The 13,830-nt window shown below is 71.8% G+C and carries 16 protein-coding genes; 11 read left to right on the top strand and 5 right to left on the bottom strand.

Features of this window, described 5'->3' with window-relative positions:
- Positions 1–68 precede the first annotated feature (68 nt).
- From OG589_RS19405 to OG589_RS19395, 3 genes are all read left to right on the top strand, one after another.
- Positions 69–419 carry a hypothetical protein gene (locus OG589_RS19405; protein ID WP_405150958.1) on the top strand — a complete coding sequence of 117 codons (351 nt, stop codon included), beginning with the start codon at positions 69–71 and terminating at the stop codon, positions 417–419.
- 10 nt (positions 420–429) lie between these two features.
- Positions 430–792, top strand: a complete 363-nt coding sequence (locus OG589_RS19400) for a DUF2203 domain-containing protein (protein WP_405150956.1) — start codon at positions 430–432, stop codon at positions 790–792.
- A 122-nt stretch (positions 793–914) separates the two neighbouring features.
- Positions 915–2,396 (top strand): phosphatase PAP2 family protein, encoded by a 1,482-nt coding sequence (locus OG589_RS19395; RefSeq protein WP_405150954.1) that lies wholly within the window; start codon positions 915–917, stop codon positions 2,394–2,396.
- 46 nt (positions 2,397–2,442) lie between these two features.
- Here OG589_RS19395 and OG589_RS19390 read toward each other — a convergent pair whose 3' ends face one another.
- From OG589_RS19390 to OG589_RS19380, 3 genes are all read right to left on the bottom strand, one after another.
- The gene (locus OG589_RS19390; RefSeq protein WP_405150952.1) at positions 2,443–3,396 is read right to left on the bottom strand and encodes a hypothetical protein; all 954 of its coding nucleotides are present in this window, start codon (positions 3,394–3,396) and stop codon (positions 2,443–2,445) included.
- Positions 3,397–3,579: 183 nt separating this feature from the next.
- A complete protein-coding gene (locus OG589_RS19385; protein WP_405150951.1) occupies positions 3,580–3,846 on the bottom strand; it encodes a zf-TFIIB domain-containing protein in 267 nt (88 codons plus the stop codon).
- A 34-nt stretch (positions 3,847–3,880) separates the two neighbouring features.
- On the bottom strand, positions 3,881–4,837 hold the full coding sequence (locus OG589_RS19380) for an aminoglycoside phosphotransferase family protein (protein WP_405150949.1): 957 nt from the start codon (positions 4,835–4,837) through the stop codon (positions 3,881–3,883).
- Positions 4,838–4,874: 37 nt separating this feature from the next.
- Here OG589_RS19380 and OG589_RS19375 point away from each other — a divergent pair, with 37 nt between their 5' ends.
- The 4 genes from OG589_RS19375 to OG589_RS19360 all read left to right on the top strand — a co-directional run bounded on the left by OG589_RS19375 (position 4,875) and on the right by OG589_RS19360 (position 7,950).
- Complete coding sequence (locus OG589_RS19375; protein ID WP_405150947.1) at positions 4,875–5,783, top strand: TIGR03619 family F420-dependent LLM class oxidoreductase; 909 nt, start codon at positions 4,875–4,877, stop codon at positions 5,781–5,783.
- 140 nt (positions 5,784–5,923) lie between these two features.
- Entirely contained in the window at positions 5,924–6,361 is a 438-nt protein-coding gene (locus OG589_RS19370) for a nuclear transport factor 2 family protein (RefSeq protein WP_405150945.1), read from the top strand.
- A gap of 128 nt (positions 6,362–6,489) precedes the next feature.
- The gene (locus OG589_RS19365; RefSeq protein ID WP_405150943.1) at positions 6,490–7,272 is read left to right on the top strand and encodes an HAD-IIA family hydrolase; all 783 of its coding nucleotides are present in this window, start codon (positions 6,490–6,492) and stop codon (positions 7,270–7,272) included.
- 39 nt (positions 7,273–7,311) lie between these two features.
- A complete protein-coding gene (locus tag OG589_RS19360) occupies positions 7,312–7,950 on the top strand; it encodes a hypothetical protein (RefSeq protein WP_405150941.1) in 639 nt (212 codons plus the stop codon).
- A gap of 9 nt (positions 7,951–7,959) precedes the next feature.
- Here OG589_RS19360 and arfB read toward each other — a convergent pair whose 3' ends face one another.
- Entirely contained in the window at positions 7,960–8,385 is a 426-nt protein-coding gene (arfB, locus tag OG589_RS19355; RefSeq protein WP_405150939.1) for an alternative ribosome rescue aminoacyl-tRNA hydrolase ArfB, read from the bottom strand.
- Positions 8,386–8,611: 226 nt separating this feature from the next.
- On the opposite strand from arfB, the gene OG589_RS19350 reads away from it, so the two are divergent.
- From OG589_RS19350 to OG589_RS19335, 4 genes are all read left to right on the top strand, one after another.
- Complete coding sequence (locus OG589_RS19350; protein WP_405150937.1) at positions 8,612–9,463, top strand: hypothetical protein; 852 nt, start codon at positions 8,612–8,614, stop codon at positions 9,461–9,463.
- Positions 9,464–9,483: 20 nt separating this feature from the next.
- Positions 9,484–10,080, top strand: coding sequence for an HAD family hydrolase (locus OG589_RS19345; protein ID WP_405150935.1), 597 nt, complete (start codon positions 9,484–9,486; stop codon positions 10,078–10,080).
- Positions 10,081–10,207: 127 nt separating this feature from the next.
- A complete protein-coding gene (locus tag OG589_RS19340) occupies positions 10,208–10,480 on the top strand; it encodes a GlsB/YeaQ/YmgE family stress response membrane protein (RefSeq protein WP_405150934.1) in 273 nt (90 codons plus the stop codon).
- 176 nt (positions 10,481–10,656) lie between these two features.
- On the top strand, positions 10,657–12,228 hold the full coding sequence (locus OG589_RS19335; RefSeq protein ID WP_405150932.1) for an alkaline phosphatase D family protein: 1,572 nt from the start codon (positions 10,657–10,659) through the stop codon (positions 12,226–12,228).
- 21 nt (positions 12,229–12,249) lie between these two features.
- On the opposite strand, the gene OG589_RS19330 is transcribed toward OG589_RS19335, so the two are convergent.
- A complete protein-coding gene (locus OG589_RS19330; protein ID WP_405150930.1) occupies positions 12,250–13,707 on the bottom strand; it encodes an FG-GAP repeat protein in 1,458 nt (485 codons plus the stop codon).
- Positions 13,708–13,830: the final 123 nt, after the last annotated feature.

Below are 13,830 nucleotides of genomic sequence, written 5' to 3'. Positions count from 1 at the left end.
AGGCTTACGGCCTCCGGGCAGGCCCATCGATGTCACCATGGCGACACACTCGGTTACGGGAGGTGGGCGTGAGCAGTGATCCGGTGCTTTCTGAGACCGTGGCCCGAGCGCTCGGGGAGCACTCCACGCCACCGGCCGAGCACGACCCGGTGCCGGGCGCGGGTTCGGGTTCGGGTTCGGGTTCGGGTTCGGGGGAGGCTCCGCTTCTGTACGCCAAGGTGATTGGGCTATGCCGCCTTGTGGGGGAGGAGAGGTTCTTCGGCGCCGCGTTCAGCCAGGTGCGGGCCGAGCGGGCGGGCGCCCCGGCACGACGGCCGCACGCCTACGGGGGGCTGGACGCGTGGGTGCTGGAGCTCGACGTCGACGAGGTGCTCCGCGACGCCCTCGGCGGTGACGCGCCCGGCCCCGGCGGGGGATAGCGTTCCGGTTGTGGACAGGACCTTCACGGTGGACGAGGCGCGGAGCCTCATGCCGCTCGTACGGGAAAAGGTCGGGGAGGTCGTCGCCATCCGCGCCGATCTGGCCGAGCTCAGCCACGACCTGCGAAGCTCCGGGCACTCCGCGCTCGGCGGCATCCCCGAGGCCAAGGGCTTCGAGGCGCGCGTCGCCGACCTCCTGAGCTGGTTCGAGGAGCAGGGCATCGAGATCAAGGGCATCGCGCCGGTGCTCGTGGACTTCCCCTCCTTCCTCGGCGGAGTGTCGGTCCGCCTGTGCTGGATCGAGGGCGAGACCGGGCTCGGCTGGTACCACCGGAGCGATCTCGGCTTCCCCGGCCGCCGCCCTCTCCCCTGACGCGCGGACGATCCGTACGTACGGCGGATGACGGGCCCGACCCCCGGCGACATGCGCGAACGTGCCCGGCCGATCTCTACGGGCGGTGACTGTCCGCGATTTCCCTGGGCACTAACGAAGGCATGCGGAACGCCACTGACGACATCATGAGGATCAAGAAGCGGCTCGGCGAGCTCGACCGGCGCCTGTTCAGGTCGGTGGCCGCCGCGCACCTGCCCGGGTTCGACCACGTGATACCCCGCCTGTCGCGGGCCGCCGACAACTCCCTGCTCTGGGCCGCCCTCGCGGGTGGCCTCGCGTTCACCGGCCGCAGGCAGATGCGCCGCGCCGCCACGCGCGGGCTCCTCGCGATCAGCCTGGCGAGCCCCGTGGTCAACCTGCTCGGCAAGCAGGCGTTCGCCCGGGCGCGGCCGTCCATCGTGGACTTCCCGCTGGCGCGCCTCGGCAGGATCCCGTCCTCCCATTCGTTCCCGTCGGGTCACTCCGCGTCCGCGGCGGCGTTCGCCACCGCCGTGGCGATGGAAGCTCCGGTCAGGGTGGCCGTGCCCGTCGCCGTGACCGCGGGGGCCGTCTGCTTCTCCCGCGTCTACACCGGCGTCCACTACCCCGGGGACGTGCTCGCAGGGATGGCGCTCGGTGTGACGGCGGCGCTGGTGACCAAGCGCCTCTGGCCGGGCCAGACCGTCATCGGGGAGGCGCGCGTCGCCACGACCGCGCCGCTGGGCGACCTCGACCCCGACGGCGAGGGCGTGGTGGCCGTGGTCAACAACGCGGCGGGACGCGACCCCAGCACGGCCGCCGCCGTGCGCAAGGCGCTGCCCAAGGCCGAGGTCGTCGAGGCCGAGCCGGGCGACGACCTGATGAAGGCGCTCCAGGACGCCGCGGGGCGCGCCAAGGTGCTCGCCGTCGCGGGCGGCGACGGGACGATGAACTGCGGGGCACAGGCGGCGCTGGAGCACGGGGTGCCGCTGCTGCCCATCCCCGCCGGCACGCTCGACCACTTCGCCCGCACGCTCGGTCTGGAGACCATCCAGGAGGCCGCCGCCGCGTACCGCTCGGGGCACGTGGTCGCGGTGGACGTCGGCGAGGTCGCGGGGCGGGTCTTCCTCAACACCGCGAGCCTCGGCATCTACCCCCTGGTCGTCGACCGCCGCGAGGACTGGGAGGGCAAGGTCGGCAAGTGGCCCGCCCTGGTGCTGGCGATGGCCGACGTGCTCATGCACAACCGCCGTCCCGGAGAGCTGGTCGTCGACGGCGTGCGCCGCAAGGTCTGGCTGCTGTTCGCGGGCAACTGCGCGTACGAGTCGCGTGGCGTGGCGCCGACCCGCAGGGACAGGCTGGAGGACGGCGTGCTGGACATCCGGCTGCTGACGGCGGCCTCGCGGCTGCCCCGCCTGCGGGCCATGGCGAGCACGATCCTCGGCGGGGTGGGGCTGTCGCGCCACTACCTGCAGTGGCGCGCGGACACCGTGCGGGTCGCCTCCCCGCCGGGCGCGGAGGCGGAGGTGCGGCTGGCCAGGGACGGCGAGACCTTCACCGCCCCGGGAGCGGTGGTCCTGCGCAAACGCCCCCGATCCCTGCTCGTCTTCCGCCCGGTCGAATAGCCGGTCGAATAGCCGGTCGAGTAGCCAGCTCCACCGGACAGTGGGATCAGGCGGGGAAGCTGTCGGGGTCGACCTCGCTGGTCTTGGCCTTGCCGCCCACGACCGGCTGCAGCGTGATCGTCCAGGTGCTGTACTGGATCACGGTGGCGCTGCGTATCGTCCGGAACTTCAGCGTGTCCTCGAACCGCTCGAACGAGCAGTTGCGCGTGAACGACCGCGTCGCCCTGTCCCAGTCGGCGCCCCCGGTGAAGAACACCTTGTACGCACCGTCGGGCACGCCGGTGACGGTGGCCTTGCGGCCCTTGCGGACGTAGAAGCTCGTCAGCCTGGTCTTGCCGCGCACCAGGGTGAGGACGGCGTCGGACTTGCCGCCGTTGTCCACGGTCAGGCGGCCGTTCCCGTTGCGGCTGCCCGCACGGAGGAACGAGCCGTTGGCGGGGCGGCGGTTGAGCTCCTTGGGTGTCTTCAGCTTCACGACGTCCGCGGGGTAGTCGCCCTTGGCCGCCAGGTCGCCACCCGCCGACTTGGTGGCGCCGAACCCCTCGGCCTTGCCGAGCCGGGCGAGGACGGCCGATGACGTGCACAGCTTCCGGCCGCCGACCGAGTCGCGCAGGCCGCCGAGGTCGCCCTCCAGCCCGCGTAGCGCGGCGACGTAGTCCGCGTGCTCGGCCGCGATCTCTGAGGGTGGCGTCACCGTGCCGAGCCGCTCCACCGCGTCGGCGACCGCGCTCTCGGCGCGTTGGAGCCGTTGGTTCAGCGACTTCAGGGAGCGGGACTTGGCCAGCCCGCCAAGGGAGGACCCGACCGGCCCGGCCGCGGCCGCGAGCGCCGCGCGGTACTCCTCGGGGGACGTGCCGGCCGAGGCCGACGGCGTACCCTCGGCCGAATCTCCGCCCGTGGAGGCGCCCGGCGACGGTCGCGAGGAATCGCCACCGGGGCTGCACGCGGCGAGGACGAAGGTCATGGCAAGCGCTGCTGGTAACCACCGGGGGGCGCTCATCTGGTCGATGATCGAGGAGACCCGCGACGGTGTCAAGGCGACCGGAACCGCAGCGCCGTGGACAAATGGCCTGATTAACCGCATACCAGGCGCACCACATCGTGAACGAGCTTGGTGGGTGACCGGTCGGGGAAGACCGGTCACCCCGACCCCGATCGGGGACTTCGCGCTGAGGCTGGAGGCCTAGCTGGAGAAGAGCATGCCGACCCAGCTGCGCTGTTGGTGGCCTCGGTGGCCGCCGTGGTGCGGCGCGCCCCAGGCCGGCCCGCCGTGCTGCGGGGGCGGCGGAGGAGCGGAGTACTGCTGCTGGGCCCACTGGCTCTCGACCCGGGACAGGGTCTCGAGCTCTCCGTAGTCCAGGAAGATGCCGCGGCAGTTGTCGCACTGCTCAATGTGGACACCGTTGCGGTCGTAGGTCCGCATGGAACCCTGGCACTTCGGGCAACGCATCGAGTCGGTCTCCTTCGAGTGGCCTGAGGTGACCTTACTGCGGCGCGGCGGCGCGGATTATCCTCCCGCAGGAGGAGACGAGGTCGTGCTCCACATCGTCCAGAGGACGGCCCTCGGTGCGCGCCGCCGCCACCGCGGTGGCCGCCAACTGGACCGTCAACGCGCGGGCCGGCACATCGAGTTCCCGCCACGGATCCCCGTGTGGCACGGCGGATCCTCCCGCGCCGAGGTAGGCGGACAGGAACCGCCGCCACAGATCGGGGGACAGGAATCCCGTCGCGAACCAGGCGGCGGGACGGGCTAGATCCCACGACGGTGTGCCGGCGCCCAGGTCGTCGACGTCGATGAGGAGCCACTCGCCCTGATAACGGATGATCTGGCCGAGATGCCAGTCGCCGTGCGTCGGCATCCCGGCGCCGGGCCCGGTGTCCGTCACGCCGGAGGGCAGGGACAGGAACGCCTCCCGGATGACGCCCGCCGCCGCCGCGTACCTGGCGGGCTCGCCGGAGGGGGCCGTGCCGTCCAGGAGGTCGCCGAGGCGGGTGACGGCCTCCAGCAGCCTGGCCGGTCCACCGGCGGGCGGCAGGGCGAGGCCGTCGGCCGGCACGGCGTGCAGCCGGGCGAGCAGCCCGGCGGCGGCCTCCCAGGGGGCGGCGTCAGGGTCGGCGGGGTCCACCGGCTCGCCCGCCGGCCACACCGTCACCAGGCGGTCTCCCACGCGCCGCACCCGCTCGTCCAGCGGCGGCAGCAGCACCCCCGGAAGCGCGGCGGCCACGCGGAGGCGGGCCGCCAGGGCCGCCTCGTCGGTGCCCGGGGGATGGGCCTTCACCACGACGTCGCCGGCGCGGACCACCGTCACGCGGGTGTCCTTCAGCATTCTCGAATCCCCGGCTCCGGCCGCCCGGGCCCCGCCGCGCGCCGAGGCGCGCGCGATCTCGGCCAGCCGCTCGCTCAGGGGGATCGCCGACACTTCTCCGCACCGAACGGTCACCGGTCCAATCTACGGCCGTGGTCATAGGGTGGACGTCATGAAGATTGGCTTCGGGGTGCCCGTCTCGGGTTCGTGGGCGACGCCCGCGAACATGCTCCTGGTCGCGCGGCGCGCGGAGGAGCTCGGCTACGACTCGCTCTGGACCTTCCAGCGCCTGCTGTACCCCGTGGGCAACCCGATGGGGCCGGTCTACCGCAGCGTGCAGGACCCCATCGTGACGCTGTCGTTCCTCGCGGGCGTGACCAGCAGGGTCAGGCTCGGGCTCGCCGTGGTCAACATGCCGTTCTACTCCCCGGCCCTGCTGGCCAAGCAGCTCGCCTCCCTGCAGGACGTCTCCGGCGGGCGGCTGGACGCGGGCCTCGGCCTCGGCTGGCTTCCGGAGGAGTTCGTCGCCTCGGGCGTGCCCATGGAGGGCAGGGGGCGCCGGGCGGTGGAGTACCTCCAGGTGCTGCGGCGGCTCTGGACCGAGGAGATCATCTCCCACAAGGGGGAGTTCTACGAGATCCCGCCGTCCTACCAGGACCCGAAGCCCCGGCCCGCGCCGCCGCCCGTGCTGCTCGGGGGCACCGCCGAGGTGGCGCTGCGGCGCGCCGGGCAGCTCGCCGACGGCTGGATCAGCTCCAGCCGGGCGGACCTGACGAGCATCCGCGACCAGATCTACATTGTAAAGGACGCCGCCCGCGCGGCCGGGCGCGATCCCGGCGCGCTGCGGTTCATCGTCCGGGGGGTCACCAGGCTGCGCGAGGCCGGCCTGCCCGACCGGCGGCCGCTGACCGGGTCCCCGGAGGAGATCAGGTCGGACGTCGAGGCGCTGGCGGCCGCGGGGGTGACCGAGGTGTTCCACGACCTCAACTTCGACCCGGACATCAGCTCCCCGGACGCCGACCCCGCCGCGTCCCTGCGCCGCGCGGAGGAGGCGCTGGACGCGCTGGCGCCCGGGGAGTAGGCGATCAGATCAGGTCCCAGGCGGTGGGTGGCCACCCCCGTCTCGGCCGGCCCTCGCTCGACCAGCATCATGGTGATCCCGCGCGGCATCGGGAGAACGTCGGGCTCGATAATCTAGCAAGCGTTTGGTTGGATGACGGCATGACCTCCATGACGGAAATCGCCGATCGGCTGGAGATCGCCGACGTGCTCGCCCGTTACGCGTACGCGGTGGACAGCGGTGACTGGGACCGGCTCGACAGCGTGTTCACCGAGGACGCGCTGATCGACTACACGTCGGCCGGAGGCGTCAGGGGGCCGAGGGAGGAGGCCAAGGCGTGGCTCGCGGACGTGCTGCGCCACTGGCCCGGACGCCTGCACCTCATCGGCGCCATGTCGATCCGGTTCGAGGGCGGTGACGAGGCCGTCGTGGCGGCGTCCTTCGCCGACACGCTCTCGCCCTCGCGCGAGGCCGTCGCCGCCGACACCTCCGGCGTGATCCAGGGCGGCGGCTGGTACCACCACCGCATGGTCCGCACGCCCTCCGGCTGGCGGAGCAGGGAGCTGGTCGAGGAGCAGACCTGGCGCACGATGAGGTGAGCGGGGCCACCGAGCCGTCGCCCTGAGATCTGACGGAGCCGGCGGTGGCGGGGTGGCGGCGTGTGAAATGTCAGCCGCATACCTGTCATCCTGGTTTCGTAAGCCAAGGAGTCGAACGCGGGGGAACGGTGAACGAGCGCAAGCCGATCGAGTGCTGGCTGTCCGACATGGACGGTGTCCTCGTCCACGAGGGAAGCCCCGTGCCCGGAGCCGACGAGTTCATCCGCAGGCTTCGTGACACGGGCAAGCGGTTCCTCGTGCTGACCAACAACTCCATCTACACGCCCCGCGACCTGTCCGTGCGGCTGCGCGGCGCCGGGCTCGAGGTGCCCCCCGAGGCGATCTGGACCTCGGCGCTGGCCACGGCCAGGTTCCTCGACGACCAGCGGCCGGGTGGCTCGGCGTACGTCATCGGCGAGGCCGGGCTGACCACGGCCCTGCACGAGTCGGGATACATCCTGACCGACACCAGCCCCGACTACGTCGTGCTGGGCGAGACCCGTACCTACAGCTTCACGGCGATCACGCGCGCGATCCGGCTCATCGACGCCGGGAGCCGTTTCATCGCGACCAACCCCGACGCGGTGGGCCCGTCCAACGAGGGCTCCCTGCCCGCCTGCGGGGCGGTCGCCGCGATGATCACCAAGGCCACGGGCGTCGAGCCGTACTTCGTGGGCAAGCCGAACCCGATGATGATGCGCAGCGCGCTGAACGCCATCGACGGCCACAGCGAGAGCACCGCGATGATCGGGGACCGGATGGACACCGACATCGTGTCCGGTATGGAGGCCGGCCTGCACACGATCCTCGTGCTCACCGGGGTCACCACCAAGGACCAGATCGACCGTTACCCCTTCCGGCCCTCCAGCGTGGTGCAGTCCGTGGCGGATCTCATCGATCTCATCGAATAGCTGCCGCGTTCTGTCAGGTTTATTGGGGAGTATGCCGATATGACCGACATATATCTGGAAATCGGGCCCAAGAGGATCTTCGCCTGCGCGTACGACTGGCCGGGGTGGTGCCGCGTCGCCAAAGGGGAGGAGGGCGCGATGGAGGCACTCTCGGAGTACGTGCCCCGCTACCGCGTGATCGCCGAGCGGGCCGGCCTGCCCTTCGAGCCGGACGCGTTCACCGTGGTGGAGCGGGCGCCCGGTGACTCGACCACCGACTTCGGCGCCCCCTCGGCGATCCCCGCCGTCGACGCGCAGGCGGTGGACGCGGCGGTCGCCGAGCGCGACACCGCGCTGGTGCGGGCCGCCTGGGAGGTGTTCGACGAGGTGGCGGCCGTCTCGCCCGAGGAACTGCGCAAGGGCCCGCGCGGCGGCGGCAGGGACCGCGACAAGATGGTCGCGCACGTGGTGGAGGCCGAGCGGGCGTACGCGCGCAAGATCGGGGTGCGGCACCGGCGGTTCCCCCTCGGCGACCACGGGGCCCGGGCCGAGATGCGCGACGACATCGCCGCGGTGCTGAGCAAGCCCTCCGACGGCTCGCCGCTCGTGCCCGGCGGGTGGCCCGCCCGGTACGCCGCGCGGCGCATCGCCTGGCACGTGATCGACCACATCTGGGAGATGGAGGACCGCCGCGTCTGACGGCGGCGCTCAGCTCTCGTCGCCTCGGCGCAGGCGCTTGACGTCGGAGCGGTGCTTCTTGGCCGTGAGGCGTCTCTCGACCGCCCGGCGGGAGGGCTTGGTGGCCCGCCGCTTCTTCGGCGGGGGAGCGATCGCCTGGTCGATCAGGTGCGTCAGCCGGGCCTTGGCGGCCTCGCGGTTGCGGAGCTGGGAGCGGTACTCCGAGGCGGTGATGGTGATCACCCCGTCGACGAGCCGGGAGCCCAGCCGCTCCAGCGCGCGGTCCTTCAGCGGCTGCGGCAGAGCGGTGGTGGCAAGCAGGTCGAAGCTCAGCTCGACGCGGCTGTCGGTGGTGTTCACGCCCTGGCCGCCCGGCCCGGAGGAACGCGAGAAACGCCAGCTGAGCTCGGCCTCCGGAATGGCGACCGAGCCGCGGACGTGAAGCGGACCAGGCATTCCCCCAGGGTATCCGCAAGGTCCCGCCACCGATCAACCTATTTGTTCGGCTCAGGTGGTCTCGCGGGCTTGTGAACGGGTTCCTTGCTGACAGGCGACTGTCTTGTGCCCTGCTCGTGCGCGTCCTTGTGGTGATCGTCGGGCTCGGGCAAAGTGTCCATGTCCTCGAGTGCTCAACCGCTCTCGACCGTTCTCGCGTTCGAGAGCAACCCTGGGAGGCCGTGCGGTGGCGAGGATCGTGGGGGTTCACGGCATCGGCAAGTACCGCTACTTCCAGGCCGCGGGCTCGGCCGAGGGGGCGGCGGACGCCATGCGGGCCAAGTGGGACCGCTACCTGCACGCCGGGCTGACCGGCGGCGCGCCCTACACCGGCCAGTCCTACGTCAGCGAGGTGGCGTACTACGCCCACCTGCTCCGTAAGGAGACGCCCCCGGCGACCAGACGCGACCTGCGGAAGATGGACTCCGCCTCGCAGCTCGTCCTGGCCGACTGGATGAAGCAGATGGGCGGCGCGGGGAACTTCGCGGGCGAGACACTGACGGGCCTGATCCACCGCCTCGCCGAATGGCTGCTGCTGAGGCTCGGGCCGCGCGCCAAGAGCTTCGCCGAGGACTTCTGCCCTGAGGTGGCGGCCTACTTCGCCAGTGCCGACGCCGCGGCGAGGGTGCGGTCGCGGGACGCGGTCGCCGACGCCATCCGCCGCAACCGCCCCAAGGTGGTCATCGCCCACTCGCTGGGCAGCGTGGTGGCGTACGAGGCACTGTGGGCGCATCCCGACCTGTCGGTCGAGCTGCTCATCACGCTCGGCAGCCCGCTGGCGATGGGCGGGGTCGTCTTCGAGCGGCTGCAGCCACTGCCGCGGTCGGGGCGCGGCAGGTGCCCCCACGGGGTGGGCCGCTGGGTGAACATCGCCGACAAGGACGACATCGCCGCCATCCCCGGGGCGCTGAAGAGCCGCTTCGACGGGGTGACCCTGGACGAGAAGGTCAACATCGACTGGGCCGACTTCCACACGGTGCGCAACTATCTGGGCTGCGGGGCCGTGAACGAGCATGTCGAGCCGTTCCTCAAGGCATGACGTCGGGTAATATCGCGATCATGAAATGGGTGCTGTTCGACTACGGGGAAGTGCTCTCCCACGCCCAGCCGGAGGTCGACCGCGTCCGCCTGGTGGAGGCCGCCGGCATCGACTCCGGCGGCTTCTGGCAGGGCTACTGGCAGCACCGGCTCGATTTCGACCGCGGCACGCTGACGCCCGGGGCGTACTGGTCGGAGGTGCTCGGCAGGCGGGCGAGCGGGGCCGAGGTCGAGCGCCTGGTCACCCTCGACGTCGAGAGCTGGACCCACGCCAACGAGGGCACCGTCGCGATCCTCTCGGAGCTCAGAGCCTCCGGCTGCCCGGTGGCGCTGCTGTCCAACGCCCCGGTCTGCGTGGCCGACGGCATCGAGCGGCTGCCCTGGATCCAGACCATGAACGCCCGTTTCTACAGCGGCCACCTGGGCCTGGTGAAGCCGGACGCGGAGATCTACCTGAGGGTCGCCGCGGGGCTCGGCGCCCGGCCAGGGGACTTCGTGTTCGTCGACGACCGCCTGGTGAACGTCAACGGCGCCGAGTCGGCCGGAATGTCCGCCGTTCACTTCCGCGACGCGGAGACGCTGCGCGCCGACCTGAAGACGGCACTGGCCGGGTCCTGACGAACCGGCACATCAAGGGCACTAGCGAAAGCCTCATATACGAAATTTCATGCGTCTGACCTGCGCCGACGTATCGATCGCCTCTCTCGTGGGAATACGGATGACAACCGAATAACGGAGGGTGAAGATGCAAGTCACCGGCATTATCAGCGCGATCATCGTCGGTCTGGTGATCGGCGTGCTCGCGCGCCTCCTCATCCCCGGGCGGCAGAACATCCCGATCTGGCTGACCATCGTGATCGGTATCATCGCCGCCCTCATCGGCACGGCGATCGCCGGCGGTCTCGGGGTCGCCAACACCAGGGGCATCGACTGGATCGAGCTCATCATCCAGATCGTCCTCGCCATCATCGGCGTCCTGCTCGCCTCCTCCCTGTACGGCAAGCGAAGAGTGGGCTGAACCGCCGGAGACATCCCCCCCGCCCGCGAACTTCGCCTGGCATGCCGCAAGAGGTCGCCTCGGCGTCGGCGGGTGTTCAACCACGGTGGGTAGTCCGCCTGCCTGTCCCGCAGCTGTTCACACGGGCGACATCACGCCCTCGCCCGCAGGTCAGGCAGGTCGCCTGCACTTGAACCGTGGAGCAGAACCCCTCACGCAGAGTGTTCATGATCGCCGCCGCCGCGGGAGCCGGGAGCCTGATCCTGCCCGCTTCCGCCGGGGCGTCCACCCCTGCCCCGTGGACCACCTCCGCGCGCGCGGGCCGCGCCGCGCCGGATCCGTTCACGCTGGGAATCGCCTCCGGCGACCCGGCGGCGGACGGGTTCGTGCTGTGGACCCGCCTCGCGCCCGACCCCCTCGCCGAGGACGGCCACGGCGGCGTGCCCGCCCGGGACGTCGAGGTGGGCTGGCAGATCGCGGCCGACGAGCGGTTCCGCCAGGTGGTGCGCACGGGCACGGCGACCGCCCGCCCCGGGTCCGCGCACTCGGTCCACGTGGAGGTCGAGGGCCTCCAGCCGGGGCGGGAGTACTTCTACCGCTTCCGGGCCAACGGCCATCTCTCCGAGGTGGGACGCACCCTTACCGCCCCCACCACGGCGAGCTCCCTCAGCTTCGCGGCCGTGTCGTGCGCCCAGTACGAGCACGGCTACTACACGGCCTACCGCCGGATGGCGGAGCAGCACCCCGACCTGGTCGTCCACCTGGGCGACTACATCTACGAGTACTCCGGCGGCGTCTACACGGCGGCGGACGGCAACGTGCGGCGCCACGCGGGCGGCAAGCTCCAGACGCTGGCGGACTACCGGGTGCGGCACGCGCAGTACAAGACCGACCCCGACCTGCGGTTCGCCCACAGGCAGAGCCCGTGGGTGGTCATCTTCGACGACCACGAGGTCGAGAACAACTGGGCCGGGGACAACCCCGGCACGCTCGTCCCGGACTTCGCGGTCCGCAAGGCGGCCGGGTTCCAGGCGTACTACGAGAACATGCCGCTGCGCAGGTCCGCCGTCGCGCGAGGCCTGCACATCAAGATCAACCGTAGGATCGAGTGGGGGTCGCTGGCGACCTTCCACATGCTCGACACCCGGCAGTTCCGCGACGACCAGCCCTGTGACGACGGGATGCGGTCGGGCTGCGACGAGCGTCTCGGCCAGGAGCGGGTCATGCTCGGGGATGACCAGCTCAAGTGGCTGGCCGGGGGGCTGCGCTCCTCGTCCGGCACCTGGGACCTCATCGCCCAGCAGATCATCGTGGGCCAGCGCGACTACCACCTCGGCCCCGGCAGGGAGCTGAACGTCGACGCCTGGGACGGGTACCCGGCCGAGCGCGACCGGCTGCTCGCCGCGCTCTCCTCCTCGGGCGCGGGCAACCCGGTCGTGCTGACGGGCGACGCCCACGTGGCCTCCGCCGCCGACCTCGTGACCGACTTCGACGACCCCGACGCCGAACGGGTCGGGGTCGAACTGGTGAGCACGTCCATCTCCAGCGACGGGGACGGCTACCACGACCCGGCCAGGGACGCGGCGCTGCTCGCCGAGAACCCGCAGCTGAGGTTCGTCAACGAGCGCCGGGGCTACATCATGTGCACGGCCACCCCGCAGGAGCTGAAGGCGGACTTCAGGACGCTGGACTACATCAGCCGCAGGGGCGCCCCGGCGAAGACCGCCGCCACCTTCACCGTCCCCGCGGGCGAGCGCGTCCTGACCTGACCGGTCACGCCCGCGCGAAGCTCACGAAGACACGGCGAAGCCGAAGAGGCCGCCGGGCTCTCCCGTCAGCAGGCGGGCGCTCCCCGGGCGCAGTCCGGTGTAGGACCCCTTCCGCGCACCGGAGGGGATCAGCGTGACGCGCCCCGCGCCGGGGGCCCCGACGACGAGCCCGGAGCCGGTGATCGCGACCGACGAGCCGTACAGGTCGCCGGGGTGGCCCTTCCTCCCCTTGAGGATCACGTGGTGCCGCGCCGTCAGCCCGCCCGTGCGGGTGCCGGCCAGCTCGAGCACCATGCCCGCGCCGGGGAGGCCGATGGCCAGCTCCGCGTCGCCGTCCCCGTTGAGGTCCCCGGCGGCGAGCGCCGAGCCGAGCCGGTCGGTGCTGAGGCTCCTGCCCCCGATGCCCTTGGTCCTGAGCGACCAGAACTCGCTGCCGACGGCGGTGAGCCCGCGGCCCGTCCCGTACATGACGTGCACGCCGCCGTTGCCGTACATCGGCCCGTCCTGGAAGGCGTCCAGGCCCTCCCCGGGGACGCCGATGGCCAGGTCGTCCCGGCCGTCGTGGTTGAAGTCCCCGGCCGCGAGCGTCGACCCGAAGGCGTCGTACTTCTCGGCCTCGCCCGCCACGCCGGGGCTGTTCTGCGTGTAGACGCCCGCCTGCCTGGCCTGGAGGTCGACGATCGTCACCGAGCCGCCGCCCGCGGTGGTGCCGACGGTGTCGCCGGGCGCTCCCACCGCCAGCTCGGCCTTCCCGTCGCCGTCGAAGTCGCCGACCGCGACGGCGGCCCCGAACTGGTCGGTCTCGGCGTGGTCCTGCGCCACCCATGACGTCGCCTGCGTGATGAGCGTCCCCTTGCCGTACGGCTTGCGCCCCTTCAGGCCGAAGATCCCGGCTCCGCCGCCCTCGGCCATGCCGGGGATGCCCACCACCAGCTCGTCGTCCCCGTCGCCGTCGAGGTCCCCGGCGGCCAGCGCCGCGCCGAACCGGTCGGTGTCCCTGTCCCTGCCGAGCCGGGTCACGTCGAGCGTCCCCGCGGACTCCAGCCCGTGGGCGGTGCCGTACAGCAGGTGGACGATGCCGTTGCCGTCGGCGCCGTCCGGCACCGGCGTTCCCGCGAACTCCTCGGACGCCCCGATCGCGAGGTCGGCGCAGCCGTCCCCGTTGAAGTCGCCCCAGACCACCGCGGACCCGAACGAGTCGCCGCGCTCGGGCGTGTCCGTGACGCCCGCGGTGCCCTGGGAGAGCACGGTCTTCTTCGACGTCCCCTGGAACAGCGTGACCGTCCCCGCGCGCGTCTGGCCGTCCACGGTGTCGTACGGCGCGGCGACCGCCAGGCCGGGCGTGCCGCACGCGAGGGCGCGGGCCGGCGGGGTGGCGGCGGCATAGGCGGGCGAGGCGTGGGTGGGCGAGGCGTGGACGGCGGAGACGATCACCAGGGTCGCGGTGGCGAGCAGGCTGGACGCGCGCGAGGCACTCATACTCCGGATCGTCCCTCTCGATCCGGACATCCGGCCCACAGCAGCGTGAAGTTCCCGCGTCGGCGACCTGAACGGACCTCGCGGGTGACGTCCCAGGTCGCGAAGGCGTTCACCGGCGTTGTC

Origin of the sequence: Sphaerisporangium sp. NBC_01403 (assembly GCF_045040145.1) — a bacterium.
Taxonomy (GTDB): Bacteria; Actinomycetota; Actinomycetes; order Streptosporangiales; family Streptosporangiaceae; genus Sphaerisporangium; species Sphaerisporangium viridialbum.
The sequence above is the reverse complement of the archived record's forward strand: the minus strand, read 5'-3'. Positions and strand labels throughout refer to the sequence as shown.

Coding starts and splice junctions, on each gene's coding strand:
- OG589_RS19345 (WP_405150935.1), top strand. CDS start 9,484: ATGAAATGGGTGCTGTTCGACTACGGGGAAGTGCTCTCCCACGCCCAG.
- OG589_RS19340 (WP_405150934.1), top strand. CDS start 10,208: ATGCAAGTCACCGGCATTATCAGCGCGATCATCGTCGGTCTGGTGATC.
- arfB (WP_405150939.1), bottom strand. CDS start 8,385: ATGCCTGGTCCGCTTCACGTCCGCGGCTCGGTCGCCATTCCGGAGGCC.
- OG589_RS19330 (WP_405150930.1), bottom strand. CDS start 13,707: ATGAGTGCCTCGCGCGCGTCCAGCCTGCTCGCCACCGCGACCCTGGTG.
- OG589_RS19360 (WP_405150941.1), top strand. CDS start 7,312: ATGACCGACATATATCTGGAAATCGGGCCCAAGAGGATCTTCGCCTGC.
- OG589_RS19385 (WP_405150951.1), bottom strand. CDS start 3,846: ATGCGTTGCCCGAAGTGCCAGGGTTCCATGCGGACCTACGACCGCAAC.
- OG589_RS19390 (WP_405150952.1), bottom strand. CDS start 3,396: ATGAGCGCCCCCCGGTGGTTACCAGCAGCGCTTGCCATGACCTTCGTC.
- OG589_RS19370 (WP_405150945.1), top strand. CDS start 5,924: ATGACCTCCATGACGGAAATCGCCGATCGGCTGGAGATCGCCGACGTG.
- OG589_RS19395 (WP_405150954.1), top strand. CDS start 915: ATGCGGAACGCCACTGACGACATCATGAGGATCAAGAAGCGGCTCGGC.
- OG589_RS19375 (WP_405150947.1), top strand. CDS start 4,875: ATGAAGATTGGCTTCGGGGTGCCCGTCTCGGGTTCGTGGGCGACGCCC.